Annotated in this window: 16 protein-coding genes; 6 read left to right on the top strand and 10 right to left on the bottom strand. The window is 70.5% G+C overall.

All coding sequences use genetic code 11. The annotated features are described in order from the left end of the window. Positions 1-145: 145 nt before the first annotated feature. From ACP95_RS16570 to glyA, 3 genes are read right to left on the bottom strand one after another with little or no spacing between them, the layout of a single operon-like run. Entirely contained in the window at positions 146-1108 is a 963-nt protein-coding gene (locus ACP95_RS16570; RefSeq protein ID WP_049981848.1) for an ATP-binding protein, read from the bottom strand. Beyond that, positions 1105-1596, bottom strand: a complete 492-nt coding sequence (locus tag ACP95_RS16400) for a hypothetical protein (RefSeq protein ID WP_049981847.1) — start codon at positions 1594-1596, stop codon at positions 1105-1107. The genes ACP95_RS16570 and ACP95_RS16400 overlap by 4 nt, the downstream gene beginning before the upstream one ends. Positions 1597-1645: 49 nt before the next feature. Further along, complete coding sequence (glyA, locus tag ACP95_RS14290; RefSeq protein WP_049981846.1) at positions 1646-2893, bottom strand: serine hydroxymethyltransferase; 1248 nt, start codon at positions 2891-2893, stop codon at positions 1646-1648. Positions 2894-3042: 149 nt separating this feature from the next. Between glyA and ACP95_RS14285 the strand changes: the two genes are divergently transcribed. Beyond that, positions 3043-5094, top strand: a complete 2052-nt coding sequence (locus tag ACP95_RS14285) for a hypothetical protein (protein ID WP_049981845.1) — start codon at positions 3043-3045, stop codon at positions 5092-5094. Here the strand turns inward: ACP95_RS14285 and ACP95_RS14280 are convergent. Then, a complete protein-coding gene (locus ACP95_RS14280; RefSeq protein WP_049981844.1) occupies positions 5091-5291 on the bottom strand; it encodes a hypothetical protein in 201 nt (66 codons plus the stop codon). The genes ACP95_RS14285 and ACP95_RS14280 overlap by 4 nt on opposite strands. Positions 5292-5456: 165 nt before the next feature. On the opposite strand from ACP95_RS14280, the gene tbsP reads away from it, so the two are divergent. Both tbsP and ACP95_RS14270 read left to right on the top strand, forming a co-directional pair. Then, complete coding sequence (tbsP, locus tag ACP95_RS14275; protein ID WP_049981843.1) at positions 5457-6278, top strand: transcriptional regulator TbsP; 822 nt, start codon at positions 5457-5459, stop codon at positions 6276-6278. 45 nt (positions 6279-6323) lie between these two features. After that, positions 6324-8039: a YcaO-like family protein gene (locus tag ACP95_RS14270; RefSeq protein WP_049981842.1), complete on the top strand. Its 1716-nt coding sequence runs from the start codon at positions 6324-6326 to the stop codon at positions 8037-8039. A 452-nt stretch (positions 8040-8491) separates the two neighbouring features. On the opposite strand, the gene ACP95_RS14265 is transcribed toward ACP95_RS14270, so the two are convergent. Then, the gene (locus ACP95_RS14265; protein WP_049981841.1) at positions 8492-9511 is read right to left on the bottom strand and encodes an amidohydrolase family protein; all 1020 of its coding nucleotides are present in this window, start codon (positions 9509-9511) and stop codon (positions 8492-8494) included. A 141-nt stretch (positions 9512-9652) separates the two neighbouring features. On the opposite strand from ACP95_RS14265, the gene ACP95_RS14260 reads away from it, so the two are divergent. Continuing rightward, positions 9653-10093, top strand: coding sequence for a hypothetical protein (locus ACP95_RS14260; protein WP_049981840.1), 441 nt, complete (start codon positions 9653-9655; stop codon positions 10091-10093). Here the strand turns inward: ACP95_RS14260 and ACP95_RS14255 are convergent, their stop codons facing one another. Further along, entirely contained in the window at positions 10094-11695 is a 1602-nt protein-coding gene (locus ACP95_RS14255) for a helicase HerA domain-containing protein (RefSeq protein WP_049981839.1), read from the bottom strand. Positions 11696-12314: 619 nt separating this feature from the next. Between ACP95_RS14255 and ACP95_RS14250 the strand changes: the two genes are divergently transcribed. Beyond that, complete coding sequence (locus tag ACP95_RS14250; RefSeq protein ID WP_049981838.1) at positions 12315-12923, top strand: hypothetical protein; 609 nt, start codon at positions 12315-12317, stop codon at positions 12921-12923. A gap of 385 nt (positions 12924-13308) precedes the next feature. On the opposite strand, the gene ACP95_RS14245 is transcribed toward ACP95_RS14250, so the two are convergent. The 4 genes from ACP95_RS14245 to ACP95_RS14230 form a co-directional block, all read right to left on the bottom strand. Further along, the gene (locus ACP95_RS14245) at positions 13309-14121 is read right to left on the bottom strand and encodes a bacteriorhodopsin (RefSeq protein WP_202593846.1); all 813 of its coding nucleotides are present in this window, start codon (positions 14119-14121) and stop codon (positions 13309-13311) included. Between the two features lie 381 nt (positions 14122-14502). Further along, the gene (locus ACP95_RS14240; RefSeq protein ID WP_049981836.1) at positions 14503-14892 is read right to left on the bottom strand and encodes a hypothetical protein; all 390 of its coding nucleotides are present in this window, start codon (positions 14890-14892) and stop codon (positions 14503-14505) included. After that, the gene (locus ACP95_RS14235; RefSeq protein WP_049981835.1) at positions 14885-15106 is read right to left on the bottom strand and encodes a hypothetical protein; all 222 of its coding nucleotides are present in this window, start codon (positions 15104-15106) and stop codon (positions 14885-14887) included. The genes ACP95_RS14240 and ACP95_RS14235 overlap by 8 nt, the downstream gene beginning before the upstream one ends. 167 nt (positions 15107-15273) lie before the next feature. Then, positions 15274-16530 (bottom strand): saccharopine dehydrogenase family protein, encoded by a 1257-nt coding sequence (locus ACP95_RS14230; protein WP_049981834.1) that lies wholly within the window; start codon positions 16528-16530, stop codon positions 15274-15276. Between the two features lie 136 nt (positions 16531-16666). Between ACP95_RS14230 and ACP95_RS14225 the strand changes: the two genes are divergently transcribed. Next, entirely contained in the window at positions 16667-18001 is a 1335-nt protein-coding gene (locus ACP95_RS14225; protein WP_049981833.1) for a cytochrome P450, read from the top strand. The last annotated feature ends 2 nt before the right edge of the window (positions 18002-18003 follow it).

Here is an 18003-nt window from a genome sequence, read left to right as displayed (position 1 = left end):
CGCCTCGCCGTCGATAACGTCCGCGCGATCGGCCCGCCGCTTGATGGCCTCGCTCATGGTTCGATCGGGGGGCTGGGCGAACTTCAACCCTCGGATACGTGTATAGACAGCTCTAGGGATGGCTCGGAAAATACACGAACGTGTATCACTCTGCGGTCGCTCGGCGGAGCCGCAGTCGGACGACGGTCCGGTCGTCCCGGCGCTCGAACCCCACGTCGCCGCCGACAGACTCGACGGCCCACCGGACGAGCCAGAGCCCCAGCCCGCTGCCGTGTTGCAGTTGGGTGATGTCCCTGGCGCCGGTGACGGCCGCGCGCTCGGCCTCGGGGATCCCCGGCCCGTCGTCGACGACGAGCAGGTCGACCCACTCGTCGGGCGCCGCGTCGAACGGTTCGGCCCGAAGCTCGACGGTCGGCGCCTCGCCGCCGTGGACGACGGCGTTCTCGACCAGCTCCTCCAGCGCGAGCCGCAGGTCCGAGGTGGCTAACACGGTCAGGTCGGCCCCGTCGGCCGCGGCGCCGATCGTCGCCTCGGGGAACCGATCGCGGGCGTCGTCGGCGACCGAGTCGAGCAGCGCCGCGACCGCGGTCTCGGAGCGCTCGTCCGCCGGGTTCTCGATGATCCGGCGGATCCGTTTCGCGGTGTTACTGAGGCCGATCAGTCGGTTCGCGGCCTCGACCAGGGAGGTCGCCTCCTCCTCGATCACGGGGTCGTCGGTGCGGTCGATCACGTTCTCGGCCCGGCCGATCACCACCCCCAGGTCGTTCCGGAGGTTGTGCCGGAGGAGCCGGTCGAGCACCTTCACGTGGCGCTCCCGGCGCTCGATCTCGGTCACGTCGGTGTAGATACCGAACGCCCGCACGGTGCCGTTCTCCGCGTAGGGGATCCCGCGGAACAGGAACGTCCGCGCGCCGTTGGTGGTCTCCCGTCGGACTTTCGCCCCCGTCACCTCGCCCTCGCGGACCTGCTCGTTGATCTCCTCGGGCGGCGTGTTCCCGGCGACCGCCTCCCCGGGCGAGGTGAGCACCTCGTCGATCCGGGAGCCGGCAACCGTCTCGCGGTCGCAGTCGAACACCTCGGCGAACGCGTCGTTCGCCGCACGGATCACCGGCCCATCGCCGACGTGTTCGGCGTCGACGACGGGGTCCGGCAGGTTCTCGAACAGCGTCCACAGGCGCTCGTGCTCCCGGCGGATGTCGGCCGTCTCGCCGGCGTCGGCCGGCGACTTCCCGGCCGCCCCGGCGCCGTCGGCGGCGACGCCGGAGCCGCCCGCCGAAAGCCGCCGTCGAGCGCCTCGACGCCCCACGCGTCTGCGTCCTGGGGGAGGACGAAGTCGACGCCGGCCGCCGCGGCGACGCCGTCGGGCGTCGTGGCGGCCGGACAGTAGCCGATCGGCGCGGCGTCGACGGCCGCCCGGAGTTCGTCGACGGCGACGCCGGCGGCGCCGACGAGCACCGCGACCGGCGAGTCGCTCGTCGCGACCGCGACGCCGTCCTCCGGGTTCGCCGTCCGGACGGTCCACCCGCGTCGGTCGGCGAGACGGGTGACCGCGGCCGGGGGGTCCGGCGACCCGATCCAGAGGAGGCGCTGGTTCATCTACTGTCTCCTGTGGGTCCCGATAAATAAAGCCGCCCGCTCCGCGGCGCTACTCGTACAGGGGGTGACTGTCGGTCAGCTCGTCCACGGTCTCGGAGACCGCGGCGAGCACGGCCTCGTCCTCGGGCGCGTCGACCACGTCGGCGATGCAGTCCGCGACGGTCCGGCAGTCGTCGGCGGTGAACCCCCGCGTCGTGATCGCGGGCGTCCCGACGCGGATCCCCGAGGGGTTGAACGGCGAGCGCGTCTCGCCCGGCACGGTGTTGGCGTTGAGGACGATCCCGGTCTCCTCCAGCGCTTCCTCCACGTCCTTCCCGGTGGTGTCGGGGTGGGAGGGCCGGAGGTCGGCGAGCACGAGGTGGGTGTCGGTGCCGCCGGAGACGAGTTCGAGGCCGCGCTCCTGCAGGCGCTCGGCCATCGCCTCGGCGTTGGTCACGACCCGGGCGGCGTACTCCTCGAACTCGGGGGTGAGCGCCTCCTCGAAGCCGACGGCCTTGCCGGCGATGTTGTGCATCAGCGGGCCGCCCTGCATCCCCGGGATGACCGCCTTGTCGACGGCCTCGGCCCACTCCTCGCCGCACATCACCATCCCGCCGCGGCCGGCGCGGATCGTCTTGTGCGTCGAGCCGGTGACGAAGTCGGCGATCCCGACCGGCGACGCGTGTTCGCCCGCGGCGACGAGCCCGGTGATGTGGGCGATGTCCGCGAGGTGGAGCGCGTCGACGGCGTCGGCGGCGGCCTGGATCCGCTCCCACTCGACCTCGCGGGGGTAGGCGGAGTAGCCCGAGACGATCATGTCCGGCTCGAACTGCTCGGCCTGCTCGCGGAGCCCCTCGTAGTCGACGTACCCCGTCTCGTCGTCGCACTCGTAGTGCTGCACCTCGAAGTGGTCGCCGACGAAGTTCGCGTGGTGGCCGTGGCTGAGGTGGCCGCCGTGGGTGAGATCGAGACTGAGAATCCTGTCGCCGGGCTCCAGGGCGGCGATGTAGACGGCCATGTTGGCCTGCGACCCGGAGTGGGGCTGGACGTTGACGTGCTCGGCGCCCCAGAGCTCCTTCGCGCGGTCGATCGCCAGCTGCTCGACGACGTCGGCCTGCTCACAGCCGCCGTAGTAGCGCTGGCCGGGGTACCCCTCGGCGTACTTGTTGGTGAGCGTGCTGGACTGGGCGTCCATCACCGCCTCGGAGACGTGGTTCTCGCTGGCGATGAGCGTGAGCGTGTCCCGCTGCCGCTCGGTTTCGGCCTCGAGCGCGTCGGCGATCTCCGGGTCGACCTGCCGGACCTGGTCGTGCTGCATACCCACACCGCGGGCCACTTCCCGGTTAAGCCTGACTGTCGGCCGCCCCAGTTGCCGCGGGCAGTTCGGTCGGCAGGGATCGCCGGTCGAACGCCCGCATCCCCCGACAGAGATTTATCGGCGGGCGGGTACGTTCCGGCAGACCGAACATGGAGGTCGAGCGCGACGGCGACGGCGTTCGAGCCGTCGACGAGGCGAAAACCACCGTCCGCGTCGCGGCCGACGGGTGGACGCCGACAGCGACCGCGCCGGCGCTCGATCCGCCCGTCGACGCCGCCGTCACCGGCCGGACCGACCGGCTGGAGTTCCCCCCGGCGTTCGTCTCCGTCACCGAGGTCGACAGCGGGGAGTCGACGACGATGGGCGGCCGCGAGGGGCCGATCTCCTTCCCCGCGGGCGCCTACGAGCTCCGGATCGCCGCGCCGGTCCGGGCGTACGTCCGCGTCGACGGCGCGTTCAGCCTCGCCCAGCCGGAGTTCGACCGGCTGGTGGTGTCGTTCCCGGAGCCGACGGCGGTTCGGCTGGGGTTCCGCAGCCGCACGGGCTCCGCGCAGTCGTCGGTGACCGTCCCCCGAACCCCGGCGGGCGTCGCGACCGCGCTGTCGGCGTTCCCGGCGGCGTGCCAGTCGACGACCGCCGACCGGTCGTTCAGTTCGATGCGGACGCGACCCCCGCGGCTGCGCTTCGGCGACCGGACCGAGATCCCCGACTCGGTCCGAGAGGAGATCCCGGACACCGGGATCGAGCTCCGGCTCCCCCGCTCGCTGGCGTCGCTGCTGCCGGCCGCGCCGCTGGCGCACTACCTCGGCGCCGACGTGAGCGTCGCCGACGACGCCGACCCCACGCTCCGCGCCGCTGGCGAGCGGATCGGCCTCGGGACGGGGCGGGCGTACGAACGCCGGGTCGCGTCGCTGCTGCGCCGGACGTTCTGGCTCGACTGTCTCGTCCGGACCGCCGGCCCGTACGACGCGAACACGGTCGAGACCGACCTGCTCGACGATCTCGCGATCGACGCCGACGCGCTGTACGACGCCAGCATCGCCGAGCGGCTGCTGGCCTACCGCGAGGTCGACCTCGGGGCGATCGAGCCGGAGCTGCCGGAGTGGCACCTCTCGCTGTACGTCGAGCCGACCGAGGCGTCCGTCCGCTGTCTCCCCCACCTGCTCGAGGACGTGCCCCAGCTGTTCACGCCGCGGAGCAGCCCGCTGAGCGACGAGGACCGGCTGGATAGCTCGCTGTCGGCGTTCTACCGCGACGGCGAGGACGCCCCCGAGCCGGTCGCGCTCCGGAACGCCGATCTCGGGCCCAGTCGCTACCACGGCTGGCTCGCCGACGGCGTCGCGCTCGACACGTTCAAGTCGCTGCCGGCGGCGTACGAGAACCGGTCGCTCTACCGGGAGCGCGCCGACGAGGCGATCTCGGTGGTCGCGGTGCTCAACGAGTCCGAGATGAGCGAGGAGCACTCCCGGGCCGCCGAAATCTACCGTCGGCGGGCCGAGCGGCTCAACATCGACATCGACGTGCGCGAGTCGCTGTCGACCGCGGAGCTCGCCCGGACGATCGAGCGCCACCACGACCTGCTCCACTTCGTCGGCCACTGCGAGGCGTCGGGGCTGCGCTGCCCGGACGGGACGCTCTCGGTCTCCTCGGTCGAGCGCTCGCGGGCCCAGACGTTCTTCCTGAACGCCTGTGGCTCCTACGAGGAGGGTAAGGAGCTGGTGCGGAAAGGCAGCGTCGCCGGCGGGGTCACCTTCGAGAAGGTGCTCGACAGCCACGCCGCGAAAGTCGGGACGATGTTCGCCCGGCTGGTGGTCCACGGCTACGCGATCGAGCGCGCGCTGGAGCTCGCGCGCCGGCGGGTGATCATGGGGAAGGATTACGCCGTCGTCGGCGACGGCACCCACGTGCTCGCCCAGACGGAGACCGTCGTCGGCTCGCAGGCCGAACTGACCCGCACCGAGGACGGGTTCTCGCTGACGTACGGGATGCTGCCGCCGGCGCGGGCTGGCGCGCGGGCGTACGTCAACCTTGACCGTGCTGAGCGCCCGATGCTGCTGGGCAACGAGCGCACGTTCGAGATGGACGCCGCGGATCTCGTGCCGTTCCTCCGCCGCGGCGAGTTCCCCGTCATCTACCGCGGCGACATCCGCTGGTCGTCAGCGCTCGCCGACGACCTCGCCCGGGGCCGGATCGACCACTAATCCTGGTCCGGGTCGGGGCCGAAGTCGACCGACCCCTCGGCGGTCGGCTCCGCGAGCGTCGCGTCCGCCGCCACGGCCCCGTCCTGGAGCGCGAGGAACAGCACCGCCGCCAGCAGCGCGGCGGCGAGTCGCGGGTGACGCGAGACGGTTCCCCCGATACGAGCACCGACTTCCGTAGCCACGTTGCGTGGTGCCATACCTCGTGAACTCGGCGAGTTGTAAAAAGAGTTACGTCATTTACACACATCTCGCGGCCGAGTTGATTTCAGCAATTAGGAAGCAAGTAACTTCCGTTAGAAGCGCTGAGACGGCGATATTCCCGTTAATATTAAATACGGTGTGACGCATATACTCTACCAGTAATGAGTTCGAATTTACTCGGCGAGGAAATCGAGGATATCCTCCGGGAGAGCTTCGAAGACGCCGGCGACGAGCTGCTGTTCGTCGACCCGTCGGCGGCGGCGGTCGAGGCGCTGATCGAGCTCGGCATCGAGTTCGAGGGCGACCTCCCGACCGTGAAAGTACTGGCCGACGAACGGATGCTCAAGGACGTGATGGACGACTTCCTCGTCGCGAGCAACGCGGCCGACCTGGTCGAGGCCGGCAGCCTCGAGCTGCGGAACCTCGACGCGGAGACCGACAACGCGCTGCTGGTGACCGAGGACCGCACCGTCGCCATCGTCACCGCCGGCGACGCCGTCGCGGGGCTGGCGACGGACGACGAGGAGTTCGTCGCGCTCGCCCACGAGAACTACAGCGACCGTTTCGACGCCGCCGACACGTACAACCTCCGGACGCCCGCGATCTCGCGGGTCCGCGAGACGATGGCCGACGACATCGGCGAGCAGTCCCGCGACGACTTCGACACCGTGCTGAGCTCGCTCGAGACCGCCCGCGGCGACGGCGACGGGCTCGACGAGGTGACCATCTCGCTGCTGGTCGCCGCCAAGAACGACGTGCTGCTGTACGACATCAGCAAGTGGGGCGAGGACGTGGGGATCGCCTCGAAGGCGACGTTCTCCCGGACGAAGACCCGGCTCGAGGAGCTCGGCCTGATCGACACCGAGAAGGTGCCCATCGACGTCGGGCGCCCGCGGCTGCGGCTGAAGCTGGGCGACGAGCGCCTCCACGGCGCCGACGCCGAGGAGCTCGCGAGCGTCGCGCAGTCGATGATCGCGAGCTGAGCCGGCACCCGTTCCTTTTTGCGAGCGGCGCTCCCTCCCCGAGACATGGATATCGGACTCGTCGGGAGCGGCCCCGCCGCCGAGGCGATCGAGGCGGCGATGGCCGACCTCGACGCCCGCATCGTCGAGATCGGGAGCGGCGACTTCGCCGACGTGGGGCTCTGCTTCGTCGTGGGCGCCGCGGGCGCGGACGCGTTCGGCACCGCCGCCGACAGCGCGCTGGACCGCTGGGTCGCCGTCGAGATCGGCGGCGTCGGCGGCCACGCGATCGAGGGCGTCGACGCCGCGGTGTCGTCGTTCACCCCTGACTCCGGCTGCTACCGCTGTCTCCAGCAGCGCGTCGCCGCCACGACCGAACCGAGCGACGACAGCCCCGCCGCGCCCACGAGCGCGGTTCGCTACGCGGGCGCGTTGGCGGGCCGTCGGGCGACGCGGATCCTCACCGGCGAGGATCTGGGCGGCACCGTCGTGGAGGTCGGCGACGGCGCCGACGCCCACCGCCGGTTCCAGCCCGTACCGTTCTGTGGCTGCTCGCCCGGCCGCGACCGCACGCTCTCGCTCGACTACCGCGAGACGGACCTCGACGACGCCCTCACCCGCGCGGAGGCGGCCGTCGACGACCGCGTCGGGATGATCGAGCAGGTCGGCGAGCAGGCGTCGTTCCCGCTGCCGTACTACCTCGCCGCCATCGCGGGGACCGAGGGGTTCTCCGACGCCGGCGCAGCCCCCTACGCCGCCGGCGCCGCCGTCGACTGGAACGAGGCGTACATGAAGGCGCTGGGCGAGGGGCTGGAGCGCTACGCCGCGGGCGTCTACAGGAACGCCGAGTTCCGCCGCGGGCCCGCGACGGCACTGGACGACGCCGTCTCGCCGACCCGGTTCGTCACCGCCGAGAGCTACGACCCGGAGCCGAGCGCCGAACGCCCGTGGGTCCCCGGGCTCGATCTCACGAGCGAGGAGGGGGTCTGGCTCCCCGCGGAGGTCGTCCAGTACCCCCCGCCGGAGCGCCGGATCAAGCCGCCGATCACCACCGGGCTCGGCCTCGGGAGCTCGACCGTCGAGGCTACGATCTCGGGGCTCTCGGAGGTGATCGAGCGCGACGCGACGATGCTCGCGTGGTACTCCGACTACGAGCCGCTCGGCCTCTCGGTCGCCGACGACCGGTTCCGGGAGCTCGAGAAGCGCGCTGCCGGCGAGGGGCTCTCCGTCTCGGTCGCGCTGCTCACGCAGGACGTCGACGTGCCGGTCGTCGCCGCGACGGTCCACCGCGAGGACGGCGACTGGCCCCGCTTCGCCGCCGGGTCGGGCGCCGCGCTCGACCCCGTCGACGCCGCCACGGGCGCGCTCGCCGAGGCGCTGCAGAACTGGACCGAGCTCCGCGACATGGGCCCCGAGCAGGCGAGCGAGGAGGGCGGCGCCATCGGCGAGTACGCCGACTTCCCGGCTCGGGCCCGGGAGCTCACACACCCCAAGACGACCGTGCCGGCCGACTCGGTCGCCGACGACGCGGCGAGCCTGTCGGGCGAGGCCGCGCTTGACGCGCTGGTCGACCGCGTCGACGACGCCGGGCTCACCCCGTACGCCGCCCGGACGACGACCCGCGACGTGGCCGCGCTGGGGTTCGAGGGCGTCCGCGTCGTGATCCCCGAGGCCCAGCCGCTGTTCACGGGCGAGGCGTTCTTCGGCGACCGGTTGGCGTCGGTGGCGGCGTCGATGGGGTTCACCGCGAAGCCGGGGCGGGCGTACCACCCGTTCCCGTAACCAGCCACGGCGAGCGAACTACTGGACCCTCCGTGGTCCAGTCACGGAGCGCCATGCCGTGGCTGTGTGTAAACCAACTCACAACGAGCTACCCACCGGCCCCTCCGTGGGCCGGTTACGGAGCGCCATGCCGTGGCTGTGTGTAAACCAACTCACAACGAGCGACCGACCGGCCCCTCCGTGGGCCGGTTACGGAGCCGGAGCCGTGGCTGTGTGTAAACCAACCCACGGCGAGCGACCGACCGGCCCCTCCGTGGGCCGGTTACTGAGCCGATGCCGTGGCTGTGTGTAAACCAACCCACGGCGAGCGAACTACTGGACCCTCCGTGGTCCAGTCACGGAGCGTGATGCCGTGGCTGTGTGTAAACCAACTCACAACGAGCTACCCACCGGCCCCTCAGTTAGCCAGTTCCAGAGCGCGGGACCGTGGTTGGCTTCGGGTTCACGAATCGCTATAGCGTCACGTCCTTTACGTCGCCCTCGCCCGCTCGCCGAACCACCGCACGGACGGGGTCCTCGGCGCCCGCGAGGTTGTCCGAGTCGCCGTCGAGCGTCAGCAGCTTGGCGGGTCGCCCCGCCTCGATCAGCCCGTACTCCTTCCCGGCCAGCTTCGCGCCGTTCTGCGTCGCCATCCGGAGCACCTCGGTCGCGCTCACGTCGGCGAGTTTGGCGGCGAACTCCATCTCGCGGAACATCGACGGCGAGTTGAGCATCACGTTGTCCGTCCCGAGCGCGACGGTCGTCCGCTCGACCAGCTCGCGGATGGGGGCGACGCCGACGTTGGTGACGAGGTTCGACCGGGGGCAGACGACGACCGGGAGCTCCTCGTCCTCGATGCGGTCGAGGTGCTCGTCGCGAGGGTGGACGACGTGGATCAGGAACGCCGGGTCGAGATCCATCGCCGGCGTGAGGTCGTGGGGGTCGCGCTCGCCGGCGTGGATCGCGAACGGCTTCCCCGCCTCGCGGCAGGCCTCGCGCAGCTCGCCGAACTCGCTGTCGCGGGCGCCGCTGGCGCCGAACCCGTCGGCGGCGCGCATCGCGTCCGCGCTCTCCCGCCCGAAGATCACCGGGTCGATCTCGCGGTCGGCGAGCGCGTCGCGGATCGCCTCGACGCCCTCGACGCCGCCCTCCCGGAACTCCAGGAACGCCGCGGTGCCCGAGCGCTCCATGAACCGGAGGCTGCGGGCCATCGCCGCCACCTTCTCCTCGCGGCTGGCCTGCCGGAGCAGCCGATGTTTGAGCCCGTCCGGCGGCGCGACGAGCTCGTCCAGCGAGAGGCCGCCGCCGGCCTCCTTCGCGATCGAGTCGCCGATGTGGGTGTGCGCGTTGACGAAGGCGGGCAGGACGATGTCGGTCGAGTCGGTCGCGGTCTCCTCGACGGCGGAGATCTCGCCGTCCTCGACGACGACGCGGCCCTCGACGGGCTCGAACGCCTCGCCCCGGAGGATCGTCCCTTCGAGCGTAGTAGCCATACCCGAGCGTGGGGACCGGGGACCCATGAACGCGACGCCATCGCGCCCGAGGTCCGGTGGTGGCGGTCGTCGGCGCGGCGTCGACACGGTTGTGCGGCATGGTAACAATAGGTTTTTCTCGTCCCCCGTGAAGCGCTAGGTATGTCAATCGACGCGGCGACGAGGCGCTTTCTCGTCCGCATGGCGGCCATCGTCGGCTGCTGCTCGCTGCTGCTGACCGCGAGTTTCGTCGGCGTGCTGGCGATCGTCTCGGGGAACGTCGGGGATCTCGGGACCCGGATCCCGGCCTACCTCATCGTGATGGCGGTGGCGTTCGTCGTCACCGTCGTCGCCCTCGAGCGCAACGAGATCGACGGGCGGCTCATCCTGATGACGACCGTCGTCATCTCCGGCGTGACGTTCCTCCTCTCGCTACTGGCCGTCGAGGGCGTCTACTACACCATCCGCTCGCCGGCGGCCGTGTTCAACACCCAGCTGGTGTACTACATGCTCTCGGCCGGGCTGGTCGCGACCGGGCTGGGGTACTGGAGCCTGAACCACTGGCGGGAGTTCACCGGCCGCGTCAACCGGCGCCGCCGGTAGTCAGAGCGAGACGGCGCCGACCGCGAGGAGCACCGACAGCGACGCCAGCCCCACCGCGGCCAGCAGCCCGACGACGACCGCGATCTGCACCCACAACGACGTCGACCCGCCGATGGTCCTGCCGCCGGCGGTGGGTTCGTGCCCCAGCGGGCCCGGGTGGCTACTTCGACCGCCCCGGAGGTCGCCCGCCCGGGTCGCGACCCGGCGCGAGAGCCGGTAGACCGTCCCGGAGAGCCACCGGATCAGGTGGGCGATCATCTGGCCGAGTTCGACGAGGATCCCGGCGGGCTCCTCCGGCCGTGACTGGCGCCGATCGTCGAGCGGTGGCGACCGGCGACCCTCCGTCGGGTCCGGGAGTGAGTCGCCGTCCTCGTCCGCCTCCCGCGCCTCGGGGAGGTCGGCCTCGGTTCGGTCCGGTAGTTCGGCCCGGTCGTCCAGCAGCTCCCGGAGTTCGGCCACTTCCGCCTGGAGCGTGTCGTTGCGCTCGCGCTCGCGCTGGAGCGCGGCACGGAGTTCCGCCACCTCCTCGTCGTTCGCTTCGTCGGCCGAACCGTCAGCGGCGTCGTCGTCGGTCGACTCGCCGGTCGCCGAGTCGTCGGCTGCGGAATCGTCGCCTGCGGAATCGTCGGCTTCGCGAACCCCGCTTCCAGTGAACACGCCGCCGTCGCCGGCGGCCGCGGTTTCGGTGCGTTCGGCGTCGGTTGTCGCCGTATCGATCGTCGCCGAGTCGGCGACGTCGGCGTGGCGCTTCCCCGGGTCGAACTCCGAGACGACTTCGGGGTCGACCGGCTGGAACGACGGCTCCTCGTACTCCTCGCCGATGCTGGGGGTCGCCCCGGCGTCGAACGTCTGCTTGCGGTGGAACTTCACCTGGTCGACGTCCTCGTCCCAGTCGGTCATCAGGAACGCCTCGCCCGTGTCGAGCGCCATGACCTGGTCGGCGACGTCGCCGCCGAGGATCCGCTTGACGAGGTCTACGTCGGTCTCCCACGTCAGCCGGTGCCAGATCATCCAGTCACACTGCGTGATGAAGTCCTTATCCACCGCCGAGGGGCGCTGTGAGAGCCCGCACATGCCGAGCCCGCGCTTGCGGCCCCGCTTGGCGATGCGCAGCAGGAGCTTCGAGAGGTCGTCGGACCCCCCCTGCTGGGGGAGGTACTCCTGGATCTCCTCGACGACCAGCAGCGTCGGCTTCCGGTACTCCTTCTCCCGGCGGAACAGTTCGGCCAGCGTCCGCTCGATGAGCGCCTTGGCGTCCTCGATGTCGAAGTAGCCCGAGACGTCGAGCACGACCGGGTACTCGTACTCGAAGACGACCGTCGCCAGGATCGGCGCGTCGCCCTCGTCGACGACCACGTCGCAGGTGTCGTCGGCACCGGCGTGGAGCAGGCTGTAGTCCTCCTTCAGCCCGTAGTACTCCCCCTCGGTGTCGACGACGAACAGCGGGTGGCCCGCGTCGAGCAGCGCCTCGACGATGACGCTGGCGGTGTTCGACTTGCCCGATCCGGACTTCCCGGTGACGAACCCCCGGCCGGTGAGTAGCTTCTCCACGGGCAACGACCGCTCGTCCTCGGTGACGCTGATTGACTCGGACGGAGGCATCTCGTTCGACCGAACGAGTGGGTCGGAACCCTATGTGCTTTGTCCCCGTGTACCGGACATGTCCGCACAGTTGGACGACCGGCGCGATCGACGACTGCCGACACGGGCGGCCCCGAACGGCAATCGACGCCGTTCGGGCCGCCACGCCTCCCGCGGACCGCGTGAGGAGCAGCTCGTTTACGTTCCCGATTTCCGAGAGGTGAGCTGTTTCGCTACGCCGGACTGTCGAAGAAGTGGCTGTAACGGCTGGTTACTGTAGGTTTATCCGGGTCGAAAACAGCATGACTGCTGATATGTCTGTTTTTCATTTCCGGTCGGGCCCCAAGCTTAATGCCGGGGCGGTTGCTTGTAGCTACAGCTAGCACATTCACGGCACCGCAGAGAACCGGGTTGGTGGAACATCTCCGTGTTCTCTCCCCGACGGTATAAGCGTTTTGCCAGACAGAGTGGCGACGCTGCCCCCGAGGGACAGTCCCGGACGTGCTGGCGGAGACTCACGGAACCATGCCAGACCGACTGCGAGAACCCACGGGTAGCGTATCGACACCGCCGTCCTCGGCGTCCGAACCAGCACGCGGCCCGTGCGGCGCCGCGTGGGGCGAACCGGAGGGGTGGACCGATGGGTGAGATCCCCGTCCGCGACGACGCCGACGACGAGGAGCACCCGGCTTCGCTCCTCGACGGCGTCGTCGAACTCCGCTTCGACGAGGACCGGAGCCCGATCATGGTCATCACCGAGGAGGCCCCCTTCACGAGTCAGGACGTCGTGCTCGGGGACGAGGAGCCGGCGGCCGCCGAGACCGTGGAGCTCGAGCTGCGCTGGGCCGTGCTCGGGGCGTCGACGGTGCTGGCGCTGCTGGCGGTCGGCCTCTCGGCCGCCGGGCTGCTCCAGACCACCGGGTCGTCGCCGGCCGCCATCGCCGGACGGCTCCTGCACGGGCTGGTCCTGCTCGGCGGGGCCTACGGCACGTTCGCGCTGTACGCCGACGCGACGTACCTCTCGCGCTCCGAGAAGCGCTGGTCGCCGTCGCCGTGGCACTATCTCGTGCCGGGCTGGATCGTCGTCGGCGGGTACCTGCTCTGGCAGTTCTCCGCCGCCGACCCGACGGCGCTCTCGACGCCGGCGTTGATCGGCATCGCCCTCGTCGCCGCGGCCCTCAGCGCCGTCCCGACGGCCCCGGTGTATCTGTACAACCGCCACCGACGGATCGGGCTGCTCACCGAGTGAGGATCCGGCAGTCGGTCGGGGTGTCGAGTGGGAACCCTCTTTGCGGTACCGTCCCCAGTTCCGGTGGCCGATGACGACGGCACCGGGCCGAGCCGGACTCGGCATCCGGCGACGACGAGCCCTATGAGTGCCGAGGCCGGCGTTTTTCGTGGTCGACGATCTCTCTGGGAGCATCTGGTTGTGGCCACAGTAGACAGAGGCCCAGCCGAACGTCGCGGGGACCGAACGTGCGACCCGTGATCTGGGGCCGGTCACGCGTGCGTACGGCTACTGATCCGAGCGCTCCCGGGCGAGTTCTGGCCGCAAGTGAACACGGACTGGACGGGCTCGACGGGCCTCTGAAACGAAGACATCTCGGCTCCGGACGCGCCACCGGCGCCCGCGGTCAGTCCCGTGTCGCCGAGACGTCACCCCGTGCCGCATCGAGGGGGCCGCCCACCAATACCCCCTCGTTGCCCGCCACCCAGTCGAGGAGCAGGTACGCGAAGACGTACTTCGCCCCGATGTCGAGTAGCGAGTAGCCCCAGGAGGTAAGCGCCGTCGAGTCGACGACCGCGAGTCCCTCGACACCCAGCGCCCAGACGACGGGATAGCCGATCCACAGCACCACGGTCAACGTCCGCAGCGTGTCGAATATCTCGTCCGTGCCGGCGGCCGCCGCCGAGTCGGGCCACCGGGTCAGGAGCGCGTACAGCACCACGAGGAAGAACGCCGAACTGACGCCGTAGAACGCCCACCGGAAGGCGTACGACGAGACAGTCAGGGCCGCGGCGAGACCGGTCACGCACATCGCGATGTCCGCCGCGATCACGGCAGCCAGGTCCACCGGGTCGGCATCTGCCAGCAGTCCCAGTGCGAGCAGGATGAGCGGCGTCGAGAGCGTCCAGGTGAGGTAGCGGCCCCACTGGACGAGCACCTGGTCGCCCGCGAGTGCGTGCCCGGTCGGCATCTGGAGGAACCCGGCCGTCAGCCCCGACACCAGGCCGAGATAGCTCGACAGCGACACCAGCGGGATGAACACCGTCGCCGCGAAGACGAGACGCGCACGCCGGCTTCGCACGTCGCGGGCCATGTAGCTGAACAGCAGTACCGAGAGTCCGGCCAGTGCGACGTTGCTCCAAAGTGACGCGCTCAACAGGAGGTCGTCCTGGATGTGAGCCAGCACCTCACGCTGTCCGAGTTGCAGTGGGAGCAGCATTGCCTCCCATGGCACTGAGACCATACCGCCCGGAGCGGCCGGGCGGGCAAAGTAACAGACATGCTACCGACGGCCGCTGCGCGGTCACCGACGACCGTCCAGCCGTGGAAGATGACGGCGTGTGGAGACTGTCCCGAGTCGCACCGTCGAGTAGGACCGAGGTTCGCTCCATACGCTCCCACGGACGTGTTGAACAGGGCTGACGGACTGGGGGCGAGGTGAAGCGTAGTCGGTCACCGAACCATCGGCTGTGACGGGTTGGGCGGTCCCGACGGAGCCGCTAAACACGTTCACTGTGGATAGATTGTGGGTCGTGAGTGACGGGGCCGAGTTCTCGACCACCGGTACTGTCCACACCGCCGCCCGCGGCGGACGCCTCGCTCAAACGAGCCACCGGCGAACGGCGCCGGCCGTCGCGGTGAACCCCTCCCAGGCCGCCGAAACCGCGCCACAGAGCCTGAGCTCGACGGGATCGACGCCGAAGCGTCTCGCGACCGGCCCCGAGCTGGCGCCCGCACCGAGTACAGCGATAGTCCGGTGTCTGGCCCGGAGTTCGAGCGCGAGGTTCCCCGCCGTCAGCGCCTCGTGGAGCCGTCGGCGCTCCGTCGAGGGGAAACTCCGAAACGCTCGCCACACCGAGGCGGCCGACGGAAACTCGAGGAACAGCCGCTCCCCCGTCGAACGGAGCTCCGCCTCCGTCCCGGCGACGGTGAGCGTCAGATCGGTACTGACTGTGAGCTGACCCGGGTCTGCGTCGGTCGTGTCAGTCACGCTCGCTGGTCGTGATGCTGATCGTCCCGTCGAGCCGCCAGCGTGCGTGCTCGGCGTCGTCGCCGACTTTGTCGGGGACGTCGACCGTCATATCCTCGAACTGGTAGGTGATCTCGGCGCCACGGCCGGTCAGTTTGTCGTAGAGTCCGACCGCGAGATCGGGCCACGTCGACGTTCCCTCCACCGCTTCCTCCGACATTGTGCTTTCGGACATATTCGATAAGTCACAGTATAGTGGGAAAACAGTGTTTGCCGGTTACAGACGGATCGCCCCCACGGCACGGACAGTTTACCGACAGCGTACAATCGACCGACCACTCTCGCCGCCCCACGGTCCCCCGGCCGGCCTTTCCAGCCCACTGGCTGGCCGACTCCGGGGACCTACTCCGCCTCACCGACGGTCGCCCTGAACCCGACCGCCCGCAGCCGGTCCACCAGCGGCAGTCCGATAGCCGACGCGGGCGTCAGCACGCCGCCGCCGAGCGGCGAGTCGACGTCGTCGCGGACGAGACAGATCGCGGACTCGCCGAGCATCCGGGCCGCCGCGCCGTAGCCGGGGTCGAGGTCGGCCCCGAACTCGGCCTCGACGGTGAAGGTGCCGTCCCCGCCCGTGCCGCGGCCGACGACGCTCACCGTGAAGTGGCCGTGTTCCATCTGTTCCTCGCTGGGGCCCTCGCCCGGGTCGGGGAAGACGTGACGCTGGAGCGCAGCGCGGACCGGCCCGACCGACATCACCGCCGTGAACAGCCCCAGCCCGCCGGCGACGAGCGTCGCCCCCGCGGCGCCCGTCAGCCCGCGGCCGGTGGGGATCACCTCCGAGCAGCGGAGCTCGCGCCCCCACGGGTAGCCGAGCAGGGCGTTGCTGCGCCGAACGACGCGCTCGTTCACCGGCGCCATCGGCGACGGTGCCGTCCAGCCGGACCGGAGCGGATCCCTGCGGGGGAGACGCTGCTCGCCCGGATCGACGCCGTCGCGCTCCCCGGCCGGCGCCAGCGAGTAGGGGTTCCGCAGCGTCTCCCGGACGTTCGAGTCCTCGGCGGCAGCCCCGAACACCGCGGCCATGCTCGCGAGCGTGCCGCCGCTGACGCCGCCGCTGGCGTCGTCGACGTAGATCCGCACCGTCTCACAGGGCGCGTCGTGCTCGTCGAGCGCGAACGACTGGACGAGCAGCGTGCCGATGTCCGCCGGCACGGAGTCGAACCCGCAGCTGTGGACGATCCGCGTCCCCGCCTCGGCCGCCGCCTCGTGGTACCGGTCGACGGTCTCCCGGATCCAGTTCACCTCGCCGGTCAGGTCGCAGTAGTCGGTTCCGGCCTCGACGCAGGCGTCGACGAGGGGTGTGCCGTACTTCGTGTACGGGCCCACGGTCGTACAGACGACACGAGCGCTGCGGGCGATCTCCCGGAGCGTCCGTGGCTCCGTCGCGTCGCCGACGACGGTCGGGACGTCGTCCCACGCCTCGCTCCCGTCGGTGACGTCGGCCGCGACCGACGCCAGTCGGTCCGGGCTCCGGCCACCGAGCGCGAGCGAGAGCGACTCCGGGGTGTACTGGTCCGTGAGGTACGCGGCCACCAGCCGGCCGGCGAACCCGGTCGCGCCCCACACGACGAGGTCGTACGGTCGGTCGTCGTCCGACATGTTCCTATGCCGTCGTTCTGCCGCCGGGGTGAAAACGGCCCGGGCGCGCCGGCGACCGACGGCGTTCGACAGTCCGCCGTCGACGCCGAGGGCCGCCAGCGAGGGATTGAACCAACTGCGGTCCGTACGTCCCACGATGGGAACGTCACCGCCCGGTCCGAAGGGAGAGCCGTTGTTCGGCAGCAGCCGCCGGTACGCGGACGACCCGTTCCGGTTCCTCTCGGCCTGCGAAGCGGCGTACGACGGTGTCGTCCAGTTCGATCTCGGGCCGATGGACACTTATCTGGTGACCGAACCGGAGTACGTCGAGCGTGTCCTCGTCTCCGAGGCCGACCGCTTCACCAAACCGGCGTTCCAGGGCAACGCACTCGGTGATTTGCTCGGGAAGGGGCTGCTGCTCAGCGAGGGCCAGACGTGGCGCGAGCAGCGTCGACTCGCGACGCCGGCGTTCCGGATCGACCGCCTGACCGGGTTCGCCGACGATATCGTCGGCCACAACGAGGCGCTGCTGGCGGAGTGGAACGACGGGGAGGTCGTCGACGTGGAGCAGGCGATGACCCGGGTGACGCTCGCGGTCATCACCGACCTGATGCTCGGGACCGAGCTCTCGGACGAGCGGGTCCGAACCATCCGCGAGGCGCTGGAGCCGCTGGGTGCGCGGTTCGAGCCCGACCCCGTCCGCTTCGCCGCGCCGGCGTGGCTCCCCATGCCGGGCGACAGCGAGTACGACGCCGCCGTGGAGACCATGGAGTCGGTCATCGCGGACATCGTCGCCGAGCGCCGCGGTAGCGAGGGCGACCCCGAGACCGACGAGGGGCCGGACGACCTGCTCTCGATCCTCCTGCGCGCTCGAGGGCGGGGAGAGCAGACCGACGAGCAGATTCGCGACGAGGTGATGACGATGCTGCTCGCGGGCCACGACACGACGGCGCTGACGCTGACCTACAGCTGGTACCTCCTCTCGGAGCACCCGACCGTCGAAGCCCGGCTCCACGAGGAGCTCGACGAGCGACTCGGCGACGAGCCGCCGTCGATGGCCGACGTGCAGTCGCTGGATCTCGTCGAGCGGATCGTCGACGAGGCGATGCGGCTCTACCCGCCGGTGTACGCGATGTTCCGGGACCCGGCCGAGGCGGTCACGTTCGGCCGGTACACCGTGCCCGAGGACGCGACGATCATGCTCTCCCAGTGGGCGATGCACCGGTCCGAGCGGTTCTGGGACGACCCCGACCAGTTCGATCCGGACCGCTGGGTCGACGACGACCACCCCCACTTCGCGTACTTCCCGTTCGGCGGCGGGCCCCGCCACTGCATCGGCAAGCATCTCGCGAAACTGGAGGCGAAGCTCATCCTCGCACGGACCGCCCAGCAGTACGAGTTAGCGTACACCCGCGACGGCGAGCCGGAGCTGTGGCCGACACTGACGATGCACCCCCGCGACGGGATGCCGATGCGGCTCCACGAGCGCTAGTC

The organism is Halolamina rubra, from assembly GCF_000739555.1.
Taxonomy (GTDB): domain Archaea; phylum Halobacteriota; class Halobacteria; order Halobacteriales; family Haloferacaceae; genus Halolamina; species Halolamina rubra.
The sequence above is the reverse complement of the archived record's forward strand: the minus strand, read 5'-3'. Positions and strand labels throughout refer to the sequence as shown.